This is a genomic window from Granulicella sp. L46 (genome assembly GCF_009765785.1).
Lineage (GTDB): Bacteria > Acidobacteriota > Terriglobia > Terriglobales > Acidobacteriaceae > Granulicella.
The window spans coordinates 106086-128543 of the sequence record NZ_LMUT01000009.1; the positions used below are offsets into that span (position 1 = coordinate 106086).

Sequence of the window (22458 nt, forward strand, 5' to 3'; positions counted from 1 at the left end):
CCGTTGACGTTGAACACCTCGCCCGAAACAAATCCAGCCCACTTCGTGCACAGAAACACCACCGGCCCGGCAATCTCCTCCGGCTCCGCCGCCCTCCCCAGCGGAATCAACCCCAGCGCCTTCACCGACGCCACCGGATCCCTCAACGTCCCCTCCGACATCTCCGTCCGCACCCACCCCGGCGCCACGCAATTACAAAGAATCCCCTGCGGCCCCAGCTCACTCGACAAACTTTTCGTCAGCGAAATCAGCGCCCCCTTACTAGCCGCATAATCCGCATGAAACGCCTCCCCCCTCTGCGCTGCAGTAGAAGCAATCAACACCACATGCCCAAGCGTAGAGCCGGGTGCCCCAGGTCTCGCTTCTGAGACCTGGGTTTCCGACTGCCCGAGCATCACCGCCACCGCCGCCTGCACCAACCCAAACACGCTATCCAGGTTCACCCCCAGCGTCCCCCGCCACTGCTCCACGCTCATCGTCGCAATCGGCTGATCATGCGCCGGCCAGATCCCATGATTCACCACCAGGCAATCGACCCGCCCCCAAACGCCCACAGCCGCCGCCACCAGCGCCTGCCCATCCTCCACCGTAGCCAACTCCTGCTTCACCGCCCGGCAAACTGCATCACCCCCGCAAGCCTCCACCAACTCCTTCGCCTGCGTCTCCGCACTCCGATAGCTGAACACCACCCGCGCCCCCGCCTGCCGAAACAACCTCACCGTAGCCGCACCAATCCCGCGCGACCCACCCGTCACCAGCACCACCTTGCCGTCCAGTGACAGCGAAACTCCCTGCGCACTATCTTCCATAACCAGAAGCTATCGGTTGCAGCCCCCGCATGCAAATCCACCCCCGTTTCCTGCCCGCACCCCCCACCACATTTCTCTCGTCGACGGCCGTCCCAACGCGGTACGCTTACAGCGTCCTACTTCCGCGCTCCACCACCTCACGCAAGGAGTGTCTCGCCACCATGAAATATCTCTACCTCATCTGCCGCATCCTGCTCGGCCTCATGTTCGTCGTCTTTGGCGCCAACGGCCTGCATCCCTTCATGCCCGCGCCGCCGCCGCCACCCGGCTCCCCCATCGAACACTTCATGGGTGTCATGATCCCCTCTGGCTGGATGCACCACGTTGCCGCCTTCCAGATCCTCGGCGGCCTGCTCGTACTCATTGGAGGCACCGCCCCCCTCGGCCTCTGCATCCTCGGCCCCATCCTGGTCAACATCCTGATCTTCCACATCACCCTGGCAGGCGGTGCCGGCATCGCTCCCGGCCTCTTTGCAACTGTCCTTGAGATCATCCTGATCTACGGCTATCGCTCCAACTTCGCCGGAATCTTCACCTACAAAGCCACGCCCACCCTCTAACCCGTCGCTCTGCCTCGGCTTAGCCCTACCCTCACGCCCCAGTGACCGTCCGCACGATCGCCACCATCACCGCGCTGGCGATCACTGGGATGACGAGATAGGCGACATACCCGGCAAACAGCAAAAAGGGCACGCCAATCGCAACGGCTACCACGGGTCTGGATTTCGGAGCTTCCTGAACGTCCTGCATACTCACCTCTCCAACAGGTACGCCGTCTATGAGGACTTTGTTCCAGCACCGCCCTTAGATTTCTTCTGCGGCCCCGCCTTTCTTTGCGGCCCAGCCTTTTTTCGCTCCGCCAGCACCTTCCGCCTCTCCGCAATCACCTTCGCCCGAGCCCGCTCCGGCATCGCCAGCACCGCACGAACCCCCTTCGGCAGCTTCGTCAGCGTAATCTCATGCGCCGCGCGCAGTTCCCTCTCCCACTCCACATTCCGCAGCACATCCCACCGATCGACCGCCACCCAATGAATCCGCGCCATATACGGCGCCGGCACAATCCCCTCCCGCTCCACCAGCTCCGCAAACCTCTCCGGCCCAGCCGAGTAGCTCACCACCCCATGCGCCCCCGCATCCAGGTTCAGCAAACAAAACATCTTCCCCCCAACAGCCTTATCCCCCACCCAAAACACGAGGTTGTCGCCCCACTGCATAGTCTCCACGACATGCGGCAACCCCAGCAAAAACGTCCTCGCCTTCTCCACATCCATGCGCGAAAGTATAAGCCCCAGCCACCCCCGCACCGCTTGTAGCGCCCACCCACACTTCGTCATCTCGACCGAAGGCGGCGCACTTTGCCGCCGCAGTGGAGAGATCCCTGTATTTTGTGCCGTCCGCCGGGTGCACCATCCGTACGCGCCTTTACGGACGGGTGGTATAACGACTCCTCGCCCCGCCACGCGAAGCTACCGCCAAAACCCTACTCGCCCTTTTCCCGCTTCCTCGCCGCGGCCGCCCGGCCATCTGCCTTCTTCTCCGCAGCCGTCTGCTTCGCCTTCGGTTCGCAACTCCCCTTCGCACCCGCCGTCGTTCCGGGAACCCGCTTGAACCCCGGCCAGCAAGCCTGCCCTTCCCCCGACGCCTTCTTCTTCGTAGCCATCATTCCTAAGACGCCCAAACCCGCAAGTCCGTTACGCCCCACCAAGCGAAGCCCCCGCCGTCCGCGCAGGACTTCAACGCAATCGAAATCGAACGGCCCCTTTTGCAGTGCCACCATCCACGACCCTCCCTTTCTGCGTAACGACAATCTTCCCGTCGCCCACCATCCGTTCCGCCACCGCACGCACCACTTCCATCAGCGGCTCCCACACCGCCCGTTCCTCCGACCCGGCCACCGCCCGCGCCGCCTCACTCGGACAAATCGTCTTCCCCTCCCCACGCACCTCCAGCAACCGCAAGATCACCGCCTCAATGCCCGCGTCCCTCTTCTCGCTCACCACGCACCTCTCTCCACCCACTCACCTCCGTGCATCCCCCACTCCGTCATCTCGACCGGAGCATCACGCCTTTGTCCTTGTGATGCGCAGTGGAGAGATCCCCGCATTGGTTGTTGCCCATGCTTTCTTTCTGCATTGTTGTTGCCCATGCTTTTCTTTCTGCATTGTTGTTGCCCTTGTTTTTCTTTCTGTCATTCCCTCTGGGAATCTGCTTCTTCCTTTGCTTTTGCCTTTGCCTTTGCCTTTCTTTGACAATTTCTGAAAGAAATTGTCATTCCGAGCTAAACGAGGAACCTGCTTTTCTCCCGTTCTTGCCTTTTTCTGCGCCGCCAGCAACTCTGCAGGGCGTCCCATTTCATGACATCGTAAGAACGATCCTCAAACATCCCCACGACCCACCCCGTCCACGCGAAGCCTCTCGCCGTCCGCGCAGGACCTATACTTTAATTCGACCCATGCCGACCGAATCCAAACATACATTCGCCCCCGTAGCCGACCAGCTAGACCTCATCACCAAGGGCGCCGCCGAGATCATCCCCGCTTCATCAGCCACGGGTCCGGACGCGCTTCAAGCCCGCCTCGAAGAATCGCGCCGCACCGGCATCCCCCTCCGCATCAAAGCCGGCTTCGACCCCACCGCCCCCGACCTCCATCTCGGCCACACCGTGCTCATGCGCAAGCTCAAGCACTTCCAGCAACTCGGCCACACCGTCATTTTCCTCATTGGAGACGGCACCGCCCTCATCGGCGACCCCACCGGCAAAGACGTCACCCGCAAGCCACTAACCCGCGAAGAGATCGCCGCCAACGCCAAGACCTATCAAGACCAGGTCTTCAAGATCCTCGACCGCGAAAAAACCGAAGTCCGCTTCAACTCCGAGTGGCTCGACAAGCTCTCCTACTACGACCTCGTCAAGCTGATGGCCCAATTCACGGTCTCGCAGATGCTGGAGCGCGAGATGTTCCACAAGCGCTTCCAGGACGAGCAGCCCATCGCCCTCCACGAATTCGTCTACCCCATAGCGCAAGGCTACGACTCAGTAGCCCTCGAGGCCGACGTAGAGCTAGGCGGCACCGACCAGAAGTTCAACCTCATGCGCGGCCGCGACCTCCAAAAGCACTTCGGCCAAAAGCCGCAAGTCATCCTCATGACGCCCATCCTCGAAGGCCTCGACGGCGTCCAGAAAATGTCGAAATCCCTCGGCAACGCCATCGGCGTCAACGACCCCGCCAGCGAAATGTACGGCAAGCTAATGAGCATCAACGACGACCTCATGTGGAAGTACTGGACCTTCCTAACCGACCTCCCGCAATCTCAAATCGACGCCATGCGCGACACCGTAGCCCGCGGCGAGCTCCACCCCATGCAAGCCAAGAAAAATTTGGCCCACTCCATCACCGCCGACTTCCACTCCCCCGCCGAAGCCGACCAAGCCGCCGAATCCTGGGCCACCCAGTTCCAACAAAAAGGTGTAGCCGACGACGCTCCGGAAGTCAGCATCGCAAGGGACCAAGCTCGCACCAACTTCACCATAGACGCAGTTAGTACTATGCCCATCAATCAGCAACCGTTCCACTTACCGACCCTGCTGGTTCTGGCCGGACTAGCAAGCTCGAAGGGCGAAGCTCAACGGAAGCTGAAAGAAAACGCGGTCAGCGTGAATGGCGAGAAGACCTCATCCGTGACCGTCACACAAGAGACCCTAGGCGACACCCCCACCCTCCGCCTGGGCAAAAAATCCGTTCGCATCCACTGGACCTCGTAGCATCACCGGCCCCCGAATCAAGTCACCCGGAGACTACCGCATGTGCCTCTCCACACTGCTTCGCCGGACCATCGTAAGCACCGCACTCACTCTTTCCTTCGCCCCAACCACAGCCCGTGCGGCAGAGAATCCCACCCCACTCATCCTCTCCGTGCAGGACGCGCCAGTACCCTTCACCGGCTCCGACGGCAACACCCACCTCGTCTACGAGCTCTGGATGTTGAACTTCTCCAGTGGCGATATCGCTGTTCAGAGGCTCGACATTCTCGCCGACGATAAAGTCATCCAAACCCTCGACGCCACCGCCATCGCGACACGCCTGCAACCCGTCGGGCTCCGCGACTCAACGGGCACGCTGGCGAAAAGCACGCAGGCCCTCCTCTTCCTGCACATCACGCTGCCCGCCGGAACCGCTGTTCCACGTCATCTCACGCATCGCATCACCACCTTCATTGCCGCCGCACCGCCCGCCTTCCAACACCTCGTCCTGACCGGCGGCGAGATCGCGCCCGACCATCAAACCGTGGCCGTCATTCATCCTCCCCTCGCCGGCAACAGCTACATCTCGGCCGACTCCTGCTGCGATTCCACCCGCCACATGCGCGCCGCCCTTGCAGTCAACAATCACGTCTGGCTCGCGCAGCGCTATGCCGTCGACTGGGAGCAGCTCGACTCCCACGACCGCATCTACTCCGGCCCACGCGAGAAGCTCGAGAGCTACACCATCTTCGGCAAACCCGTCCTCGCCGTCGCCGACGCCACCGTTGTCTCCGTCATCGACGGCCTTCCCGAACAAACTCCCGGCAAGTATCCCGAAGGCATCTCTCTCGATCAGGCTGACGGCAACTCGATCATCCTCCGTCTCGACGATCCCCGCCTCCGCGGCCATGTCTTCGCCCTCTACGCCCACATGCAGCCCGGCAGCATTCGCGTCCACTCCGGCGACAAGGTTCACCCCGGCCAGGTCCTCGGACTCGTCGGCAACACCGGCAACTCCCTCGCGCCTCATCTCCATTTCCAGCTCATGGCCGAGCCCTCGTCTCTCGCCTCAAACGGCCTCCCCTACGCCATCGACTCCTTCGAAGTCACCGCCCAAATTCCCAGCACCGAGGTCTTCGACGAGGCCGAGGCCAATGGCACCCCCATCCCTCACCACACGTTGCCCACCACGCAACACATCGAGAAAGCTCTTCCCCTCGACCAGTTCATCATCTCCTTCCCCGATACACAGGCACCACGATAAGGAGCCGTGCCATCACGTCACACCGGAGCTCCCCTGGCCGTGTCCTGGTCTTCAACCCACCTCCGCCCAGGCGAAAAAATCCGTCCGCATCCACTGGACGAAATAGCCTCCGCACTCAACTCTCGCCGTCCGCGCATTCCGCCCCAAATCAACGACACATTTTCAATAGAACAGCGTGCCGCTCCACATCGGAAAGCCGCATCGCACCCGCTCCGCTCCTCCAATGATCTAAAATCAACCCGATGCCTCTGGAAGGTCCCTATGAGCCGCGTCCTCATCATCGACAGTCAAAGCCCGATCAGCCGTGAAATTGGAGAACGTCTGACCGCCGGCGGCTTGACCATCGAGTACGCCGCCGGCCACATCGACGCGCTCCATCGGCTGCGTTGCCGGGCGTTTGGTCTCATCGTCACCAGTGCCGAGGGCGTCATCGAAGAAGCCCTCGCGCTCCTCGAGGAAATGAGACTCATACGTCCCAGCCTCAAGTGCATCGTGCTCGCGCCTTACAGCACACCGAACGACATCATCGCAGCTCTGCGTGCGCGTGTCTTCGGATGCTACACCCCTCCCTTTGAAGCGGACGAAATCGCCGGCGTAGTCCGCGACGCAGCCATGAGCGACGATTCGAACGAAGACATCGAAGTCGTCTCTGCACGCCCGGGCTGGATTGCCGTGCGAGTCAACTGCCGCCTCGCCACAGCCGACCGTCTCATGTCGTTTGCAAGAGAGTTTGCCGCCCAGCTGCCCGAAAAAGCGCGCCAAGAGATCATGTTCGCGCTTCGCGAGATCCTCATCAACGCGATGGAGCACGGCGCCAAATTCAATCCCGATCAGGTCGTCGAGGTCAACGCCATCCGCACAGCCCGCACCATGACGTTTCGGGTCCGCGACCCGGGCGCTGGATTTCGCAAGGAAGAGATCACCCATGCAGCGCATGCCAATCCCTCCGACGACCCCACGGCTCACATCGTCCTGCGCGCCGAGCAAGGCATGCGCGCCGGAGGGTATGGCATGCTGCTCGCCGCCGGCACAGTCGACGAACTCATCTACAACGAAACCGGAAACGAAGTCATCCTCATCAAGTATTTGGATTAGTTCGCACCAAGGCCCCACTCTGGATAGCCTTACCGGCAGAAAGAACCACGAAACCAGTCGCCATTTCCCGACTCACTTTTTCTTCTCACTAAGTGCAGCTAGAAGAAGCTTCAGCACTGCTTCATCAGAGAACGGGTTCTGGCCCGAGATCAACTCGCGATCTTGAAGGGCGTAGCTCCCCCATGGAGGGACCACACTCACATCGCCGCCGGCAGTCCGCAAGGCGAAGTCCGGGTAGAACAGCACCTTACCACCAATCTCAAGCGGCTCCCGCTGCTGCTCTTCCGCCGTCGCAAAGATCGTCATCTTGTATCCGGCATAGATCCAGCCTTGAGCCTTGGCGTGTGCTCCGGCGACATCGCCCGCTGCCAGCGCTGCGACGAACTCCCACGAATTCGGAAGAGCCGAGAGCAGTGAAATCGGGCCATGGCAGAGCACAGCCGTGGGCTTGGACGTTTCGTGAAAGTGCCTCAGCACGATGCCGGCATTCGGATCATCCAGAAGATCAATCATCGGGCCATGGCCGCCGGGCACGAAGATAGCGTCATATTGATCCAGGCCCGACGCAATGACATCCTTAATGCGAACTGGGTCTCTGAACCCTAGCAGGCCGTCGCGAAATATCAGGTAGTCCTGAAGCTTGGCCGCGTCCCCGCCGAAAAAGCCGACGACCTCGGAATGGACATCCACCTGGGGCGTGTTGCCTGTGGGGTTGGCAAAGGTGATTTCGTAGCCCTCGTTCATCAGGGCGCGAACCGGAACCGTCACTTCGTTGAGGTAGTAGCCGGCGCCGGTATAAACCTTGCCATCCTTCAAGGGCAAGCCGCGACCGCTCGAGATCAATGCCAGGATTTTTCCTTTGGTTGCCATTTTTATTCTCCTCTTTGTAATCGAAACTAAGACTGGGGACGAACGGGAAATCCCATTCATTGAAATCGGGGAGCGTCAAAATGTCCCCACTGTTTGCGGTCACGCCGGAGGTCTCTTTGTCTCCGTGTTTCTCCTCCATGTGGCACTCCCTTCGACGTCAGAAAGAGTGACCTTCACAAGAAGATTGGCGGAAGCGCGACGACGAATCCATTGGACGAAAGTATCAATCCATACCAAGGTATTGGTTGGACCTCACGGTCAGCGACGGTCATCGTTGTATCCCAAAGGGCGCAGCCAGACCTGCTGTCGAGAGTGCCAGGAAGAAGAGCACGGCTCCGATTCCTTTTGCCGTTCTAAGCGCTCAAGTTCGTTGAAAACGGCGACTTTCAGGGAACTTCGGCGGAAGCCTAGTAAATCTGACAGTTGTTTACTGCACCGCACAGCCTGACCATGGCCACTGATACTTCATCGATCATCATTTCCCGGCGGTGCAATCAGGGAAGGATAGAAGGCTTATGGAGGCTCTGGCGCTGAGTTCTCTCGTGTTCGTGCTTGTCTTTGGAGGCGCGTTTGCCGGGATGGCCCTCCTGCACGGTAAGCCCGAAGATCGTTTCACGCCCGAAGCAAAAGATACGATCAGGCTTGCCATCGGCCTTGTGGTTACCATGACGGGCCTGGTACTGGGAATGCTCGTGTCTTCGGCGAAGACGTTCTACGATGGGCAAACATCGAAAGTCTCCGAAATGTCTGCGCAGATCATCTTCATCAGTGACTTACTGACAGCGTATGGACCTGAGACGGGACAACTTCGCATTGAAGGCCATCATTATATTGAGGAGACCGTCGATAGGATTTGGCCAATCAGCAAGTCCCAATCCTTTGAACTCTCACCGGGGGCCAGTGCGACGCATTTCTATCAACATGTCGAGCAGCTCGCGCCGAAAAATGATGTGCAGGCGTCAGCGAAAGCTCAGCTGCTGGCAGCAATCCTGAACTTGAAGAGGACCTACTGGTTGATGTTTCTGCAGTCGGAACAGACCTCGATCACAGTTCCCCTGTTGTCCGTGGTGACGACGTGGCTCGTGATCATTTTCTTTAGTTTTGGCATCTTCGCTCCACGCACGCCCAATGTCGTATTAACGTTGCTGATCTGCGCGTTGGCTGTTTCCGGTGCGATCTTCATCATCTTGTCGATGAACTCGCCGTTTACAGGAGTCCTGAAAATCTCTCCCGTCGCAGTTCGTGACGCATTGGACCAATTGGGCACGGGCCAGTAGAAGAGCCTAAGAAAGCTAGTAATTGTGCCAGTTTCCAGCACTTACGGATACTCCTAAAATTCCCACCGAACCTCTGACACAGAGAACTTTCCAGCATCCGGGCCAGTAACGATCCACTCCGCGAACGCATGGGAAGGTACCACTGAAAATTAAATATTTTGCAATGTTCAGAAACATTACCCTGGCGACAGCTCTTGTGTCGTCGCTGCTTGGCTGCAATTCGAAACAAGACACAGGTACCACGGGCGCTGCGACACCCGGACTTGAAGAGGCCGTGAGCACCGCAACCGACGCCTACATCTATGGCTATCCGCTGGTCACGATGGACATGACACGCAGGAAGATAACCAATGTGTCGGCGCTTCAGGGAATGTCGGGCCCAATGGGACAGGTAATCATGGCGCGAACCTATCCGCCCGCGTCCTATCACGACGTGACCGCGCCCAACGCCGATACCCTGTACACCATCGCTTGGCTAGACCTTTCCAAAGAGCCGTGGATATTCAGCATTCCCGACATGGGTGACCGCTACTTCCTCATGCCGATGCTCGACGGCTGGACAGATGTCTTTCAGGTACCAGGCAAGCGCACCACAGGAGACAAGGCCCAGAAGTACGCCTTGACCGGACCGGGATGGTCGGGCGCATTGCCAGCGGGCGTTACCGAGTACAAGTCCCAACCGCAATGGTATGGATATTGGGACGCATCTATTGCACGGGGACTCCACAGGACTACGCGGCTGTCCACGCGTTGCAGAACAAGTTCTCGGTGGTGCCTCTCAGTTCCTATGGCAAGCCGTACACGCCGCCGCCGGGTACGGTGGATCCAAATTTTGACATGAAACAACGTTGCGTGATCAGGTCGATGCCCTGGACGTGAACGCCTACTCGATACACGCTGAGCGGACGCAGCAAATTCGTCACGAACGCGGACGGATCTGTTGACCTGTACTTGCAGGCGGATTCTCCCGGCAAAGACAAAGAAGCCAACTGGTTGCCCGCCCCCAAGGCGAAGTTCATTCCGATGTTCCGGCTGTATTGGCCGAAGGAGACACCGCCATCGATCATCGATGGTTCGTGGAACCCGCCCGCGATACGTCCGGCCCAATAGGTCAGGTAGAGAGAGATACAACAGCGCATTCTTCTTCCGTGGATTGGCGGCAGAGAATGCGCTGTTCGCTCACTTGATCGCGTGAGGTGGGGTGCCCATCAGAGCCCACGCTAAATCGGGCGTACCATGACCTCACACCAGGAGACTCCCATGGCCCGCCCTCTCGTCCTCTACGCAACCCCCACCGACCCCGCCGCCTTCGATCAGCACTACGCCGACATCCACATCCCCCTCGCCAAAAAACTTCCCAGCCTCCAGAACTTCGACATCAGCACCGGCCCCATCAACTCCCCCGCCGGACCCTCCGCCTTCCACGCCATCGCCACCCTCACCTTCGCCGACATGCCCACCCTCCTGGCCGCCCTCTCCAGTCCCGAAGGCAAGGCCGCAGCCGCCGACGCCCAAACCCTCATGGCCCCCGGCAGCCAACTCCTCTTCTTCGACACCAAAGAGGTCTAACCACACCTGTCCCGTTTCGGTCCCGTGCGTGCGCGCACCTGCGCCATATGACCCACATTTTGCAACGGTCACGAAATCCCGACTTCGTACCCGTTTTATGTCACCCGAAACCAGGCTAAACACATCGCTGCGTAACCCGAAACAGGGCTAGGTCATACAAATTCACACCCGATTTCATCTAAACTATATGCGCATCTGCTAATATTCATACATGCAGGACACGCTCCGCCGCTTCAAAGCCGATATCTTCCAGGCCCTCGCCCACCCCACCCGCATCGCCATCCTAGAGCTCCTCGCCGACGGCGAACTCTCCGCCGGCACCCTCATCGACAAGCTCAACATGGAGCAAGCCAACGTCTCGCAACACCTCGCTGTCCTCCGCGCCAAACACCTCGTCTCCACCCGTAAGTCTGGCAACCAGGTGTTTTACACTGTCCGCGATCCCCTCATCAACGAGGTCCTCGCCCTCATGCGCACCTACTTCCACGCCCACCTCAAAGAATCCCTGGGCATGCTCGACGCGATGGAAAATTCGGCAAATCCGACGGTGAGCGCCAAGTGAATCCCTCCCGCCAATGGCTGCCCCGCTCCATCACCTGCCTGCGCGGCTATACCCTCAACGACCTTTCCCACGACCTCATCGCCGGCGTCACCGTAGGCCTCATCGCCCTACCGCTAGCCATGGCCTTCGCGATAGCCTCCGGCGTCCCCCCGCAAGTTGGTCTCTACACAGCAGTTATCGCCGGATTCATCATCTCCGCGCTAGGCGGATCGCGCACCCAGATCGGAGGCCCCACCGGCGCTTTCGTCATCATCGTAGCCGGAATCGTGCTGAAATTCGGCATGGGTGGCCTCGCACTCGTCGGCATTATGGCCGGCGTTCTCCTTCTAATCATGGGACTTACGGGCCTAGGCTCGGCCGTCAAGTACATCCCGCGCCCTGTCACCATAGGCTTCACCAACGGCATAGCCCTGCTCATCGCTTCAACGCAAATCAAAGACTTCCTTGGACTTAGGACCCCAGCCGTCCCGAGCGACTTCCTCTCCCGCATCGAACTCCTCACCCACTACATCGCCACCGCCCGCCCGGAAACCATCGCCGTAGGCCTCGCCTCCCTCGCCATCATCCTTTGTTTGCCGTACATTACAAGACGAGTCCCCGGCGCCATCGTAGCCCTAGTCCTGCTCACAGCCATCTCCGCCACCTTCCACCTCCATCTGGAAACCATCGGCACCAAGTTCGGCGGAATCCCACGCGGCCTCCCCCACATCGCCCTCCCCAACTTTCACGGCGTCCACGTCCTCACGCTGCTACCATCAGCCTTCACCGTGGCCATGCTCGCAGCGGTGGAAAGTCTTCTCTCCGCAGTAGTTGCGGACGGCATGAGCGGCGACCACCACGACTCCAACATGGAGCTCATCGCCCAAGGCATCGCCAACATCGTCTCCCCCATGTTCGGAGGCATGCCCGCCACCGGAGCCGTCGCCCGCACCGCCACCAACATCCGCTCCGGCGCCCATACCCCCATCGCCGGCATCGTCCACGCCGCCACCCTCCTGCTAATCCTTTTGTTTGCCGCACCTCTGGCCAGCTACGTCCCCCTCACCACCCTGGCCGCCGTCCTCTTCGTCGTCGCCTACAACATGGGCGAGTGGCGAGAGATCGCCACCATCTTCCGCCTCTCCAAGACCGACATAGCGGTCTGGTTCACCACCTTCGCCCTCACCGTCTTCGCCGACCTCACCGTAGCCGTAGGGGTCGGCATGTCCCTTGCCGCGCTGCTCTACATCTACCGAGTAGCCGCCACCACTACCGTCGTCCCCGTAACAACCGAATACCTCCGCGATGGCCAGGCCCATATTCTTCAGGACAAGGAAATTCCCGCCAACGTCACCATCCTCCGCATCCACGGCCCCTTCCTCTTCGGCACCACCGAAAAGCTAGCCGAAGCCACCCGCGACCTCAACCAGTTCGGCGACATCGTCGTCCTCCGCCTACGCAACATGACCGCCCTGGACGCCACCGGCGTTCACGCCTTCGAGCAGTTCAACACCCGCCTCCAAAAAACCGGCAGAACCCTCCTCCTCTGCGGCGCCCGCGACCAGCCCTGCCACATCATCGACCACTCCGACTTCCTCAAGCACGTAGGCCCCGAAAACGTCCTACCCAACGTACAAGCCGCCCTCACGCGCGCCCGCGAACTCCAAGGCAACTTCGAAGGCCTGGCCCCCGAACTCACCCGCGAATTAGCAAAACAGCCGATCTAGCCAACTAAATCCTTCTTCATCAACACCCTGTTCGCGGTAGCATCACAGATAACATGCCGCTCCAGACCGCCAACATTATCGGTTCCGGGCCCAACGGTTTAGCCGCCGCCATCACGCTCGCGCAGCGCGGCGTAGCGGTCACCGTCTACGAGCGCAACGCCTCCATCGGCGGCGCGTGCTCCACCGCCGAAGTCACCCTCCCCGGCTTCCATCACGATCTCGGCTCCTCCTGCTATCCCATCGGCGCCGCCAGCCCCTTCTTCCGCAGCCTTCCTCTCGCCGCTCACGGCCTGCGCTGGATCGAGCCGCCCACCCCTCTCGCGCACCCACTCGACGACGGCACCGCCGTCACCCTCGAGCATGCCCTCGAAGCCACCGTCGCGCAACTCACCCAGCACGACGGCCGCGCCTGGCGCTCGCTCCTCGGCCCGACCGTACGCAACTGGCCCCAGCTTATTGAGGACTTTACCCAACCCCTCCTCCGTTTCCCCAGCCACCCCTTGGAAATGGCCACCTTCGGTCCGGCCGCACTCATGCCCGCGCAATTGCTCGCCACCACCCTCTTCCAGAACGAGCGCACCCGCGCCCTCTTCGCCGGCATCGCCGCGCACTCCGTCCTGCCGCTCACTCGCGTCGCCAGTTCTGCCACTGGACTCGTCCTCGCGGCCGCCGGACATACTACTGGCTGGCCAATCGCGGCAGGTGGCGGGCAATCCATCACCAACGCTCTCGCCAGCTACCTGCAATCCCTCGGTGGGAGCATCGTCCTCAACGCCGAAATCCAAAACCTCGCCGACCTCCCCTCCGTGAACGCCACCTTCTTCGACACCAGCGTTGCATCGCTTATCCGCATCGCCAACTCCGCCCTCGCCCCCGCCTACGTCCACGAGCTCCTCAAATTTCGACCGGGTCCCGGCATCTTCAAGCTCGACTTCGCGCTCAGCCAGCCCATCCCCTGGCGTTCCCCCGAATGCTTCCGCGCCGCTACCGTCCACCTCGGCGGCTCGCTCGCCGAGATCTCTCATTCCGAACACGACGCCTTCTACGGCCGTCTCAACGACCGCCCCTACGTCCTGCTAGTCCAGCCCAGCCTCTTCGACCCCTCGCGCGCTCCGGAAGGAAAGCACACCGCCTGGGCCTACTGCCACGTCCCCTCCGGCTCCATCGTTGATAGAACCACCGCAATCGAAACGCAAATCGCCCGCTTCGCCCCAGGCTTTCAGGACACCATCCTCGCGCGCCGCGCCAGCAACGCCGAGGCTCTCGCCCAGTGGAACCCCAACCTCATCGGCGGCGATATCTCCGGTGGCGCCATGACCCTCTCGCAACTCCTCTTCCGGCCCACTTCCCACGGCTATCGCACCGGCAACCCCAGCGTCTACCTGTGCAGTTCCTCCACGCCTCCCGGCGGCGGAGTCCACGGTATGTGCGGCCATCTCGCCGCTCTCGCCGCCTATCACGACCTCGGGCCAAGCACTTAGCCGTTGACGGTTTCTCCGCCGCAAGCAACAATCGATCCACCCCAACTTCCCGACAGCACGAAAGGCAGACTCTTGTCCGCGTCGACGCCCGATTTTTCCCGAGACTTCTCGCACGATCCGATCCCCGACCCCTCCTTCCAAACCCCCGCCACCTCAGACATGCCAACCGTGCCCACTCCTCGGCGCTGGTCCTTCGGCACGCGCCTCGCCTTCCGTTTCTCCTTCTGCTACCTCATGATCTACGCACTCTGCTGCGCCAACGCGACCCTTTGGGAGGTCATCCCCTTCCACATCGGCGAGCATCTCGAGAACTGGACCTCCTGGCCCTTCTTCCACGGCGCGCAGTGGCTCGGCCAACACCTCTTCCATCTCACCGGCGTAGGCGCCAAACTCCACGACACCGGATCCGGCGACACGATCCTCAACTGGATAGCCGTCGGCATCATGCTCGCCGTCGCCATCCTCCTCACCCTCATCTGGACCGCCCTCGCTGAACTCCGCAGCCCGGCCCGCCGCAGCCTCGCCTACCCCCGCCTCTTCTTCTGGTTCCGACTCACCATGCGCCTCACGCTCGGCGTCGCCATGATCGGCTACGGCCTGTCCAAGCTCTTCCCCCTCCAAATGCCTCCGCCCTCGCTCGCCGTACTCAACGAACCTCTCGGCAACACCTCTCCGATGACCATGCTCTGGACCCTCATCGGCCTCAATCCCGTCTACGAGATGATCTGCGGCGCCGCCGAACTCACCGCCGGCATACTCATCCTCTTCCGGCGCACCGGCCTCCTCGGAGAACTCCTCACCGCCTTCCTCGCCACCAACATCGTCCTCTACAACTTCTGCTACGACGTCCCCGTCAAGCTCTACGCCGCCCACCTCGTCCTCATGTCCATCGCGCTCATCATCCCCGACATGCCCAGCCTCATCAACTTCTTCTTCCTGCATCGCCCCTGCAAGCCGATCGACGGCTGGGTCAAGCCCGCTCGCCGTTACGGCCTTCGCGTCGAGACCATCTGCGTAGTCGTGGCGCTCCTCCTGGCCGTTCTGCCGCAGGCCTTCCAGTTACGCAACGGCTATGCGCAGCAACTCATCAGCCAGCGCAATCCACCACCCCTCACCGGCCAGTGGCATCTCGCCACCGCCACCAAGCCCTACATCACCGGCGACGGCCTTCCCACCACCGACATCTTCTTCGAGCCCAGCGGCCGCACCATGCTACGCGACTCCGCCACGGTCCTCTGGCGCGCCTATGCCAAGGCGGATGACAAGAAACACACCCTCTTTCTCGCCACCGAGGCGAACGATCCCGTCACCTACGCCATGACACAGCCCGATCCCACCCACCTCGTCCTCCAACCCACCGGCGACGCCGCCAAGACGGCCGGCACCCTCACCCTCGTCCGCGTCCCACTACCCTCGCACTACCCCCTCGAAGACCGCGGCTTCCACTTCGTCAACGAGTGGGGCCTCGAACGCTGAGTAACGAGCACCCCGAAAACAGCAACGCCCGCGAGACATGCTCGCGGGCGTTGTTGTTTCCGCTTCAAGACCTTATGCCGTAGGAACTTCTGCTTCCGCCGGTGCAGGAGCCTTTACCTTAGGCGCCGCCGGAGGCTGTTGCACCTCGGCCTTCTTCGCCGGAGCCAGGATCGCATGCAGCGTCGTACCTTCCATGCGCGGCATGAACTCCACTGTGCCAGCGTCGCCAATGTCCATGATCAGGCGGTTGATGATCTTGTACCCGAGATCGCGATGCGCCATCTGACGGCCCTTGAACCGCAGACTCGCCTTCACTTTATCGCCATCGCCAAGAAAGCGTACTGCCTGGTTCTTCTTCGTCTGGTAGTCATGCTCATCGACCGTAACCGAGAACTTGACTTCCTTGATGACGATCACCTTCTGCTTCTTGCGTGCAGCGCGGTCGCTCTTGTCCTTCTCGTAAAGATATTTGCCGTAATCCTGGATCTTGCACACAGGAGGCACAGCATTGGGCGAGATCTCAACCAGGTCCAGCGACTTTTCGCGGGCCATTTTCAAAGCCTCGAACGGAGCCATCACGCCAAGTTGTTCGCCGTTTTCATCAATCACGCGTACTTCGCGCGCACGGATACGTTCGTTGGTACGAATAAAAGATTTGGCGGAGCGTTTATCTAATGGTGGAATATTCAGCCTCCACGGCTCGCACTCTCTGCGGCCATGTTTTTAGGGATTGGTTTGGATTTCAGCTCGATACAGCAGAAACCGAAGCACTCGCGAGTATAGCATCCGCCCAATGGATTTTATGTTCGCGACCGCACCCATACCAGCGGGCACAGCGCTCCCATCCAAATGGCGATCGTTGATCCTGTCATTAATAGTACAGCGTCGTCGTCAAAATACATTCCATTCAAAAGACTTATGCGAATATCGTCGCCCAAATTCAGATATCCGCATTCCCCGCGTGCCAACGCCGATCCAGCCACGGGTTCGCCTACCAATGTCAAACACAGCTAACGAAGACGCATCCAAGCCTTCGTTTCCGTTCGGCTCTGCGGGCAACCTCAGAGGCCCGGCCTCCAAGTGTCACGGAAATAGGTCCGAGCTGGAACTGGAACGCGGTTCCAAATGTTTTTGGCAACAAGGGGGGTACAGTCGAACAGCATGCCAGCGCGACGATTCCCAGGATGCACCCTTGCGTGGCCACCGCCAAGCTGCGACGATACTTGCGTTAGTCTGTACCTTGTTTGCACTACCCTGGCGCGGCAGTCGGCGGCTCTGAACCCCAGCCGTCCGCGCAGGATCAGGAGAGACCCTTGGCCAAGCGCCGCGTTTTACTAGTCGATGATGAAGTAACTGTTCTGCTGACCCTCAAAGCCGTCCTCGAGATCAGCGGATTTGATGTGGATACGGCCGCCAGCGCACGCGAGGCTCGCTCCAAAATTAAGTTGCGCGAGTACCAGATGGTCATCACCGATATGCGCATGGAAAGCGACGCTGCCGGCCGCGAGGTAATCCAGGCCGCCCGCACCGCTGTCTATCACCCCGCAGTCGCCCTGCTCACCGCCTTTCCAGACGATGACTGGGCCGACATCGGCGCCGACAAAATGCTCGTCAAGCCCATGCAGACCAGCATCCTCATTCGCCAGATTGAGAAGTTGCTCGACACCCACGCCGCCAAGCTGCAGCGCCTCGCCAATAGCGCCGCCGCGCCCTCAACTCCCAGCGCTTCCACGCGCGCAGTAGCTCCCGCGAAGAAGTCCGCCGCCAAGCGACTTCCCACCAAGAAGTCTCCCGCGAAAACCCCCGTAGCTCGTAAGAAAGTCGCCACCAAAAAACGCAAACGCTAGCAGCATCTCCCGGCCCATGTCCGCGTGCCCCACATCTCGTTCCTGAGATGTGGGTTCGCACACGATTTGTTGGGTGCCCATCCGTACGCGCCATTTGCGGACGGCTGGGGAAGCATCATTCCAATCCCTCAGCCGCCTCGCATCAGCTCAGCGCCGGATAGTGCACGCCCGTCAGATCTTCCGACACCGTCCACAACCGCTCACCCACCGCCACATCCAGAGCCTGCGGCCGCGGCTGCACCACCACCGGCGCGCCCTTCAACTCCCCGAACCCATCCGGCCCAATGTACTCGCCGCCCTTCGCATCAGGAGACGTCGCCGCATACAACGTCGGCAGCGCGCCAGCTTCGTCATTCTGCATCATCACCGGTGCAAGCAGCTTCACCATAATGGCCTTCAAGTTCGTCGTGCCCGGCCCATTCTCAAAGATGCTCGTAGTCGAAACCCCGGGATGCACCGCCAGGCTCAACAGCCGGCTATGCGCCGCCCGTGCCCGCCGATCCAGCTCCTTCGCAAACAGAATGTTTGCCAGCTTCGAGGCGTTGTACGCGTCCCAACCCTCGTACCCACGCTCGCGCTGCAGATTGTCGAAATCGATCTTTCCGGTCCGGTGCGCGAGCGATGCCACCGTTACCACGCGCGGCGCCGGCGCGGCCAGCAGCGCTGGCAGCAGCAACCCGGTCAATGCGAAATGACCTAGGTGGTTGGTGCCAAACTGGCGCTCAAAGCCGTCTTCCGTCAGCTCGCGCTTGGGCAGCGCCATCACGCCCGCGTTGTTGATCAGCAGATCCAGCGCAATGCCTCGCCCGATAAACGACGCGGCAAAAGCGCGGATCGAAGCCAGCGAAGCCATGTCCAACGGCACCACCTCCGCGCTGGCTCCCGGTGCCTCGCGCAGTAGCCTCTCCAGCGCAGCGCGTCCCTTGGCCTCATTGCGGCAGCCCAACAACACATGCGCCCCATGGCGCGCCAGTTCCAGTGCCGCCTGGTAGCCAATCCCGCTGTTTGCGCCAGTTATCAGCGCCGTCTTGCCTGCCTGCGACGGAATCTGCTCCGCGGTCCACTTGCCAGTTGCCATGCTCCTGCCTCCCTTAAGTCCGGCCCTGCGCCGGCGTCCCCCCGATGCTATCAGCCTGCGATTAGCCCATCGCGTCTTCGCGTCCGCTGCATCCAACCACTTAGCAGGTAGCTTGGCCGGACCAATTTCACGCCACTGGTAAACCGGCCTCGCTGCCTTTACAATCAAAGGGGCTTGTTATGCGTAGTATCTTGATTGCTGAGCCCTTTCGTGGGCCAAGGGCGATTTCGTTAAAATAATTGGGAAGGGTTCACTGATGAAACTTAGTGCACGAATGACCGCAAGTGCAGCGCTGCTACTCACGCTGGCAAGCACAGTGGGATGTACCAAACTCAAAGCGCGTGACGAGCTTGTCAAGGGCGTTCAGGCCTTCAAATCTGGCAAGTATGAGGAAGCAGTCGATTACTTCCAGAAGTCCGTCGCACTCGATCCAAGCAGCCCGGTAAGCCACCTCTATCTGGCCACCGCGTATAGCTACCAAGTCGTCCCCGATCTCACCACGCCCGAGAATTTAGCCATCGCGCAGAAGGCTCTCGACGGCTTCAACTCGGTGCTCGCCCAGAATCCCAACGATCTCGACGCCCTCCGCCAGATCGCCTCCATCGATCGCAACATCCATAAGTATGACGAGGCCAAGGCGACCGAGCTGAAGATCATCTCTCTCGATCCCAAGGATGCCGAAGCCAACTACACCATCGGCTACATTGACTGGACCGAGTCCTACAAGAACGCCACAGACATCCTTGCTGCCGCTGGCCTGCAGGATGATGGCCAGGGCAATGTCAAGAAGTCCAAAGCAGTCTGCGAGAAACTCGTAGCCGCCAACACGGACCTTGTTGCGAATGCTCAGAAGTACCTGGAACGGGCAGTCGAAATCAATCCCACCTACGACAATGCTATGTCGATCCTGAACCTCACGTATCGGCGTAAAGCTGACCTCGAATGTACCGACGATGCCGCCCGCAAGGCCGATCTCGCTAAGGCCGACGAGTGGGTACAGCGTGGCATGGGCGCTCGCAAGGCCAACGAAGCTGCCAAGGAAAAGATTGCCGCACATGGCGGCATCGCTCCACAGTAAGCTTCCGTTTCAACCAGGCATTCTCAACACCCAGTTCGCTTCCCAAGAAGGCCTCCCGCAGGGGAGGCCTTCTTGTTTGCGTCTCATTTTTACTCAACGGGCACACCCGTCCGTCGGCGTTCTTTCACGCAATGTTAACCTAAGGCTCCATTGGAATTTCTATTCTTAGGGGATGCCCCAGGACCAGTTCGAGTACTCATTTCATACCACTGCGAATCCTCGCTGCACCGTTCTCACGCTGCAGGGAGCGCTCACCCTGGGCCACATCTTCGCTCTGCAGCCCCAACTGCAAGCCGTAGACGCCGACCTCCTCATCATCGACTGCACCGCGCTCGAGTACATGGACTCTGCCGGTCTCGGCGTTGTCGTCAACTTCTATGTCTCGCAGTCCGACAAGGGTCGCAAGGTCGCCCTCGTCGGTATCTCCGACCGCGTCTGGGCGCTCTTCAATTCCACTCGCGTAGATCAGTTCTTCCCCCGCTTCGCGAGCATAGAAGAGGCTGAGAGCAGCCTCTAGCGCTTCACCCCCTGGGTTCCCCACCCAAACCCCATTGAAGACCACCCGGACGACCCAGCGCACCCCAACAAGCCCTCTCGCACTGTCTTCACCGCACAGAAAAGCGCTCCATCCCTTGGCAATCAATCTGCCAGGGGATGGAGCGCTTCAGTTAAAAAACTTGCTGCGATTGCCAGCGAACAGCGATTAGCTGCCGTTTTCGACGCCCGGCGTAATGATCGCGATGTTCGTCACGTCGGCCTGTTTACCAAAACCGACCGCGTCCGCAACAGCCCCGAAGTTTAGCCCCGGGTCACCCTTGATGAACATGATCTTCGTATTGCGCGTCTCGAAGATCGAAGTAAGCTCGGTAGCCACTTGGTCCTTGGGGAAAACTCGCTCGTTGATCTTGTACGTCGGCACGGCACCTGTGTCCTGGATGGAAACCACGATCACCTTATCGTCCGTCTGCGTCGTGTTCTTATCCTTGGGCGGCTGCGGTACCACCGTATCCAAACCCTTCGGCGTGGTCGGCTGAATCACCATGAAGATGATCAGAAGCACCAAGAGAACGTCGATCAACGGCGTGACGTTCATGTCCGAGACTGCACCACCTGTTGAACCACCACCCATTGCCATAGTGAAACTCCTTTGTTACGTACGTTGATCCTTGCGTATTGACTGCGCTCGCTCGGCTACTGCCCCGATTGCGAGTTATAGGTCTTGTCGGTCATAAGGTTCAGCGTATTTACGCTGGCCGCGCGCAATGCATCAATTGCGTCCTCAACCTTGCCAAAGTTCGCCCGCTGATCGGCACTCAGATACACCGATTTGTCATCGCCCGGGTTGGTCTTCAGCGCCTCCAGGCTCTGCACCCGTTGGGTCAGATCACCCGTCGAAGAAACCTTGTCACCGCGCACAAACATCGAACCATCGCGCGTCACTGCGACCGTAATCGCGTCTTCCTTGTTGGCTGCATCCAGAATGACCGCGGCGTTCACCTTGGGGAGATCAACCGTGATCTTGTCCCCCAGCATCGGAGTGATGACCATGAAGATGATCAACAGTACGAGCATCACGTCCACCATCGGCGTCACGTTGATGTTCGAGTTGACCTTCTTGCCCTCGTCCCGCTTTGCAATTGCCATAAAATCCGCTCCGTTCGGGTCGTGGTCGCCGCCTGCGGCTACCTGCCCTGGCTGTTGTTGCGAGGAAGCTGAGTGCCCGGACGCCGTTCGCTTCGGCGTCCGGTGCATCTCCAGCGTGATTCTCGCAAGGTCGTGCTTAAGGTACTGCTAACTAGACAACTACGAACCAGCCCCGCTAGGAACCGGCGAGCAGCTTAGCGGTGCGACTGCTTGATGAAATAGTCCACCAGCTCCGACGAGCTGTTGTCCATCTCCACGTCGAACGACTCCACCTTGCCGGTGAAATAGTTGAACGTCATAACGGCAGGGATAGCGACCAGCAGACCGAATGCGGTCGTTACCAGGGCTTCCGAAATACCGCCGGCGACTGCCGCCAGACCTTGGCTCTTGGTCGTTGCGATTGCCTTGAAGGCGTTAAGAATACCGACGACCGTTCCGAACAGCCCGATGAACGGTGCCGTCGATCCGATGGTGGCCAGACCGCCGAGGCCCTTCTTCAGCTTGGCGTGAACGATCGCTTCAGAGCGCTCGAGTGCGCGCTTGGAGCTCTCAATCTGCTCTTCCGAGATCGCGCCGCCCGAACCGAACGAACGGAACTCGGTGAGACCAGCCGTCACCACTTCAGCGAGGTGCGACTTCTTGGAACGATCGGCAACCTTGATCGCCTCGTCCAGACGGCCTTCCTTCAGGGCGCCTGCAACCTTCGGTGCAAACTCACGAGACTGCTTGCGTGCTGCCGAGAAGTACAGGGCGCGGTCAATCATTACGGCCAGCGACCAGATCGACATAATGAACAGCAGAATAACTACGAGCTTGGCAGGAACGCCCATCTGGGCCCAAAGGGCCGCGGGACCGAAGCCGACTTCGGCAGGTGCGTCTTGGAAAAATGTAGCGAGTGCGGCGGGTGCGTGAGCGAAATTTGCGAGATGAACGAGAATCACGAAGTCTTTCCTCCTGGTG

The 22458-nt window shown here is 60.2% G+C and carries 27 protein-coding genes and 1 pseudogene; 16 read left to right on the top strand and 12 right to left on the bottom strand.

Annotated elements, in window-relative coordinates; translation table 11 throughout:
• The coding region (locus GSQ80_RS07105) for an SDR family NAD(P)-dependent oxidoreductase (protein ID WP_158787343.1) at nt 1-809 on the bottom strand (809 nt) is incomplete at its 3' end.
• Nucleotides 810-838: 29 nt separating this feature from the next.
• Here GSQ80_RS07105 and GSQ80_RS07110 point away from each other — a divergent pair.
• A complete protein-coding gene (locus tag GSQ80_RS07110; protein WP_254059498.1) occupies nt 839-1369 on the top strand; it encodes a DoxX family membrane protein in 531 nt (176 codons plus the stop codon).
• Between the two features lie 31 nt (nt 1370-1400).
• Here GSQ80_RS07110 and GSQ80_RS07115 read toward each other — a convergent pair whose 3' ends face one another.
• From GSQ80_RS07115 to GSQ80_RS07135, 5 genes are all read right to left on the bottom strand, one after another.
• Nucleotides 1401-1559 (bottom strand): hypothetical protein, encoded by a 159-nt coding sequence (locus GSQ80_RS07115; RefSeq protein WP_158786959.1) that lies wholly within the window; start codon nt 1557-1559, stop codon nt 1401-1403.
• 26 nt (nt 1560-1585) lie between these two features.
• Entirely contained in the window at nt 1586-2269 is a 684-nt protein-coding gene (locus tag GSQ80_RS07120; RefSeq protein ID WP_254059499.1) for an MmcQ/YjbR family DNA-binding protein, read from the bottom strand.
• Between the two features lie 20 nt (nt 2270-2289).
• On the bottom strand, nt 2290-2586 hold the full coding sequence (locus tag GSQ80_RS07125; protein ID WP_158786960.1) for a hypothetical protein: 297 nt from the start codon (nt 2584-2586) through the stop codon (nt 2290-2292).
• Nucleotides 2543-2806, bottom strand: a complete 264-nt coding sequence (locus GSQ80_RS07130; protein WP_158786961.1) for a DUF3253 domain-containing protein — start codon at nt 2804-2806, stop codon at nt 2543-2545. Before GSQ80_RS07130 ends, GSQ80_RS07125 begins: the two co-directional genes overlap by 44 nt.
• 63 nt (nt 2807-2869) lie before the next feature.
• The gene (locus GSQ80_RS07135; RefSeq protein ID WP_158786962.1) at nt 2870-3160 is read right to left on the bottom strand and encodes a hypothetical protein; all 291 of its coding nucleotides are present in this window, start codon (nt 3158-3160) and stop codon (nt 2870-2872) included.
• A 101-nt stretch (nt 3161-3261) separates the two neighbouring features.
• On the opposite strand from GSQ80_RS07135, the gene tyrS reads away from it, so the two are divergent.
• From tyrS to GSQ80_RS07150, 3 genes are all read left to right on the top strand, one after another.
• A complete protein-coding gene (gene tyrS, locus GSQ80_RS07140) occupies nt 3262-4572 on the top strand; it encodes a tyrosine--tRNA ligase (RefSeq protein WP_158786963.1) in 1311 nt (436 codons plus the stop codon).
• A 40-nt stretch (nt 4573-4612) separates the two neighbouring features.
• Entirely contained in the window at nt 4613-5815 is a 1203-nt protein-coding gene (locus GSQ80_RS07145) for a M23 family metallopeptidase (RefSeq protein ID WP_158786964.1), read from the top strand.
• Nucleotides 5816-6076: 261 nt separating this feature from the next.
• A complete protein-coding gene (locus GSQ80_RS07150) occupies nt 6077-6910 on the top strand; it encodes an ATP-binding protein (RefSeq protein WP_158786965.1) in 834 nt (277 codons plus the stop codon).
• A gap of 72 nt (nt 6911-6982) precedes the next feature.
• Here GSQ80_RS07150 and GSQ80_RS07155 read toward each other — a convergent pair whose 3' ends face one another.
• Nucleotides 6983-7780 carry a type 1 glutamine amidotransferase domain-containing protein gene (locus GSQ80_RS07155; protein WP_158786966.1) on the bottom strand — a complete coding sequence of 266 codons (798 nt, stop codon included), beginning with the start codon at nt 7778-7780 and terminating at the stop codon, nt 6983-6985.
• A gap of 515 nt (nt 7781-8295) precedes the next feature.
• Here GSQ80_RS07155 and GSQ80_RS07160 point away from each other — a divergent pair.
• The 9 genes and pseudogenes from GSQ80_RS07160 to GSQ80_RS07190 all read left to right on the top strand — a co-directional run bounded on the left by GSQ80_RS07160 (nt 8296) and on the right by GSQ80_RS07190 (nt 15851).
• Nucleotides 8296-9057 (top strand): DUF4239 domain-containing protein, encoded by a 762-nt coding sequence (locus GSQ80_RS07160; protein WP_158786967.1) that lies wholly within the window; start codon nt 8296-8298, stop codon nt 9055-9057.
• A gap of 397 nt (nt 9058-9454) precedes the next feature.
• Nucleotides 9455-9634 (top strand): annotated as a pseudogene (locus GSQ80_RS23845) (DUF1254 domain-containing protein); the annotation flags it as partial.
• 56 nt (nt 9635-9690) lie between these two features.
• A complete protein-coding gene (locus GSQ80_RS23850) occupies nt 9691-9936 on the top strand; it encodes a DUF1254 domain-containing protein (RefSeq protein WP_371315692.1) in 246 nt (81 codons plus the stop codon).
• An 18-nt stretch (nt 9937-9954) separates the two neighbouring features.
• Nucleotides 9955-10167, top strand: a complete 213-nt coding sequence (locus GSQ80_RS22990; protein WP_216850228.1) for a DUF1214 domain-containing protein — start codon at nt 9955-9957, stop codon at nt 10165-10167.
• Between the two features lie 150 nt (nt 10168-10317).
• Nucleotides 10318-10626 carry an EthD family reductase gene (locus tag GSQ80_RS07170; protein WP_158786968.1) on the top strand — a complete coding sequence of 103 codons (309 nt, stop codon included), beginning with the start codon at nt 10318-10320 and terminating at the stop codon, nt 10624-10626.
• A gap of 211 nt (nt 10627-10837) precedes the next feature.
• On the top strand, nt 10838-11188 hold the full coding sequence (locus GSQ80_RS07175; RefSeq protein WP_158786969.1) for a helix-turn-helix transcriptional regulator: 351 nt from the start codon (nt 10838-10840) through the stop codon (nt 11186-11188).
• A complete protein-coding gene (locus GSQ80_RS07180) occupies nt 11185-12894 on the top strand; it encodes a SulP family inorganic anion transporter (protein WP_158786970.1) in 1710 nt (569 codons plus the stop codon). Before GSQ80_RS07175 ends, GSQ80_RS07180 begins: the two co-directional genes overlap by 4 nt.
• 53 nt (nt 12895-12947) lie before the next feature.
• Nucleotides 12948-14375 carry an NAD(P)/FAD-dependent oxidoreductase gene (locus tag GSQ80_RS07185; RefSeq protein ID WP_158786971.1) on the top strand — a complete coding sequence of 476 codons (1428 nt, stop codon included), beginning with the start codon at nt 12948-12950 and terminating at the stop codon, nt 14373-14375.
• A gap of 72 nt (nt 14376-14447) precedes the next feature.
• Nucleotides 14448-15851 (top strand): hypothetical protein, encoded by a 1404-nt coding sequence (locus tag GSQ80_RS07190; RefSeq protein WP_158786972.1) that lies wholly within the window; start codon nt 14448-14450, stop codon nt 15849-15851.
• Between the two features lie 72 nt (nt 15852-15923).
• Here GSQ80_RS07190 and infC read toward each other — a convergent pair whose 3' ends face one another.
• On the bottom strand, nt 15924-16535 hold the full coding sequence (infC, locus tag GSQ80_RS07195; protein ID WP_158787346.1) for a translation initiation factor IF-3: 612 nt from the start codon (nt 16533-16535) through the stop codon (nt 15924-15926).
• Between the two features lie 629 nt (nt 16536-17164).
• Between infC and GSQ80_RS07200 the strand changes: the two genes are divergently transcribed.
• Nucleotides 17165-17698 (top strand): response regulator, encoded by a 534-nt coding sequence (locus tag GSQ80_RS07200; RefSeq protein ID WP_158786973.1) that lies wholly within the window; start codon nt 17165-17167, stop codon nt 17696-17698.
• A 142-nt stretch (nt 17699-17840) separates the two neighbouring features.
• On the opposite strand, the gene GSQ80_RS07205 is transcribed toward GSQ80_RS07200, so the two are convergent.
• Nucleotides 17841-18776, bottom strand: coding sequence for an oxidoreductase (locus tag GSQ80_RS07205; RefSeq protein ID WP_158786974.1), 936 nt, complete (start codon nt 18774-18776; stop codon nt 17841-17843).
• A 256-nt stretch (nt 18777-19032) separates the two neighbouring features.
• On the opposite strand from GSQ80_RS07205, the gene GSQ80_RS07210 reads away from it, so the two are divergent.
• Entirely contained in the window at nt 19033-19854 is an 822-nt protein-coding gene (locus GSQ80_RS07210) for a lipopolysaccharide assembly protein LapB (RefSeq protein ID WP_158786975.1), read from the top strand.
• 172 nt (nt 19855-20026) lie between these two features.
• Entirely contained in the window at nt 20027-20371 is a 345-nt protein-coding gene (locus tag GSQ80_RS07215; RefSeq protein ID WP_158786976.1) for an STAS domain-containing protein, read from the top strand.
• 186 nt (nt 20372-20557) lie between these two features.
• Here GSQ80_RS07215 and GSQ80_RS07220 read toward each other — a convergent pair whose 3' ends face one another.
• The 3 genes from GSQ80_RS07220 to GSQ80_RS07230 form a co-directional block, all read right to left on the bottom strand.
• Nucleotides 20558-20989: a biopolymer transporter ExbD gene (locus tag GSQ80_RS07220; RefSeq protein ID WP_158786977.1), complete on the bottom strand. Its 432-nt coding sequence runs from the start codon at nt 20987-20989 to the stop codon at nt 20558-20560.
• A 56-nt stretch (nt 20990-21045) separates the two neighbouring features.
• Entirely contained in the window at nt 21046-21498 is a 453-nt protein-coding gene (locus GSQ80_RS07225; protein WP_158786978.1) for a biopolymer transporter ExbD, read from the bottom strand.
• A 194-nt stretch (nt 21499-21692) separates the two neighbouring features.
• Entirely contained in the window at nt 21693-22439 is a 747-nt protein-coding gene (locus GSQ80_RS07230; RefSeq protein ID WP_158786979.1) for a MotA/TolQ/ExbB proton channel family protein, read from the bottom strand.
• Nucleotides 22440-22458 lie beyond the last annotated feature (19 nt).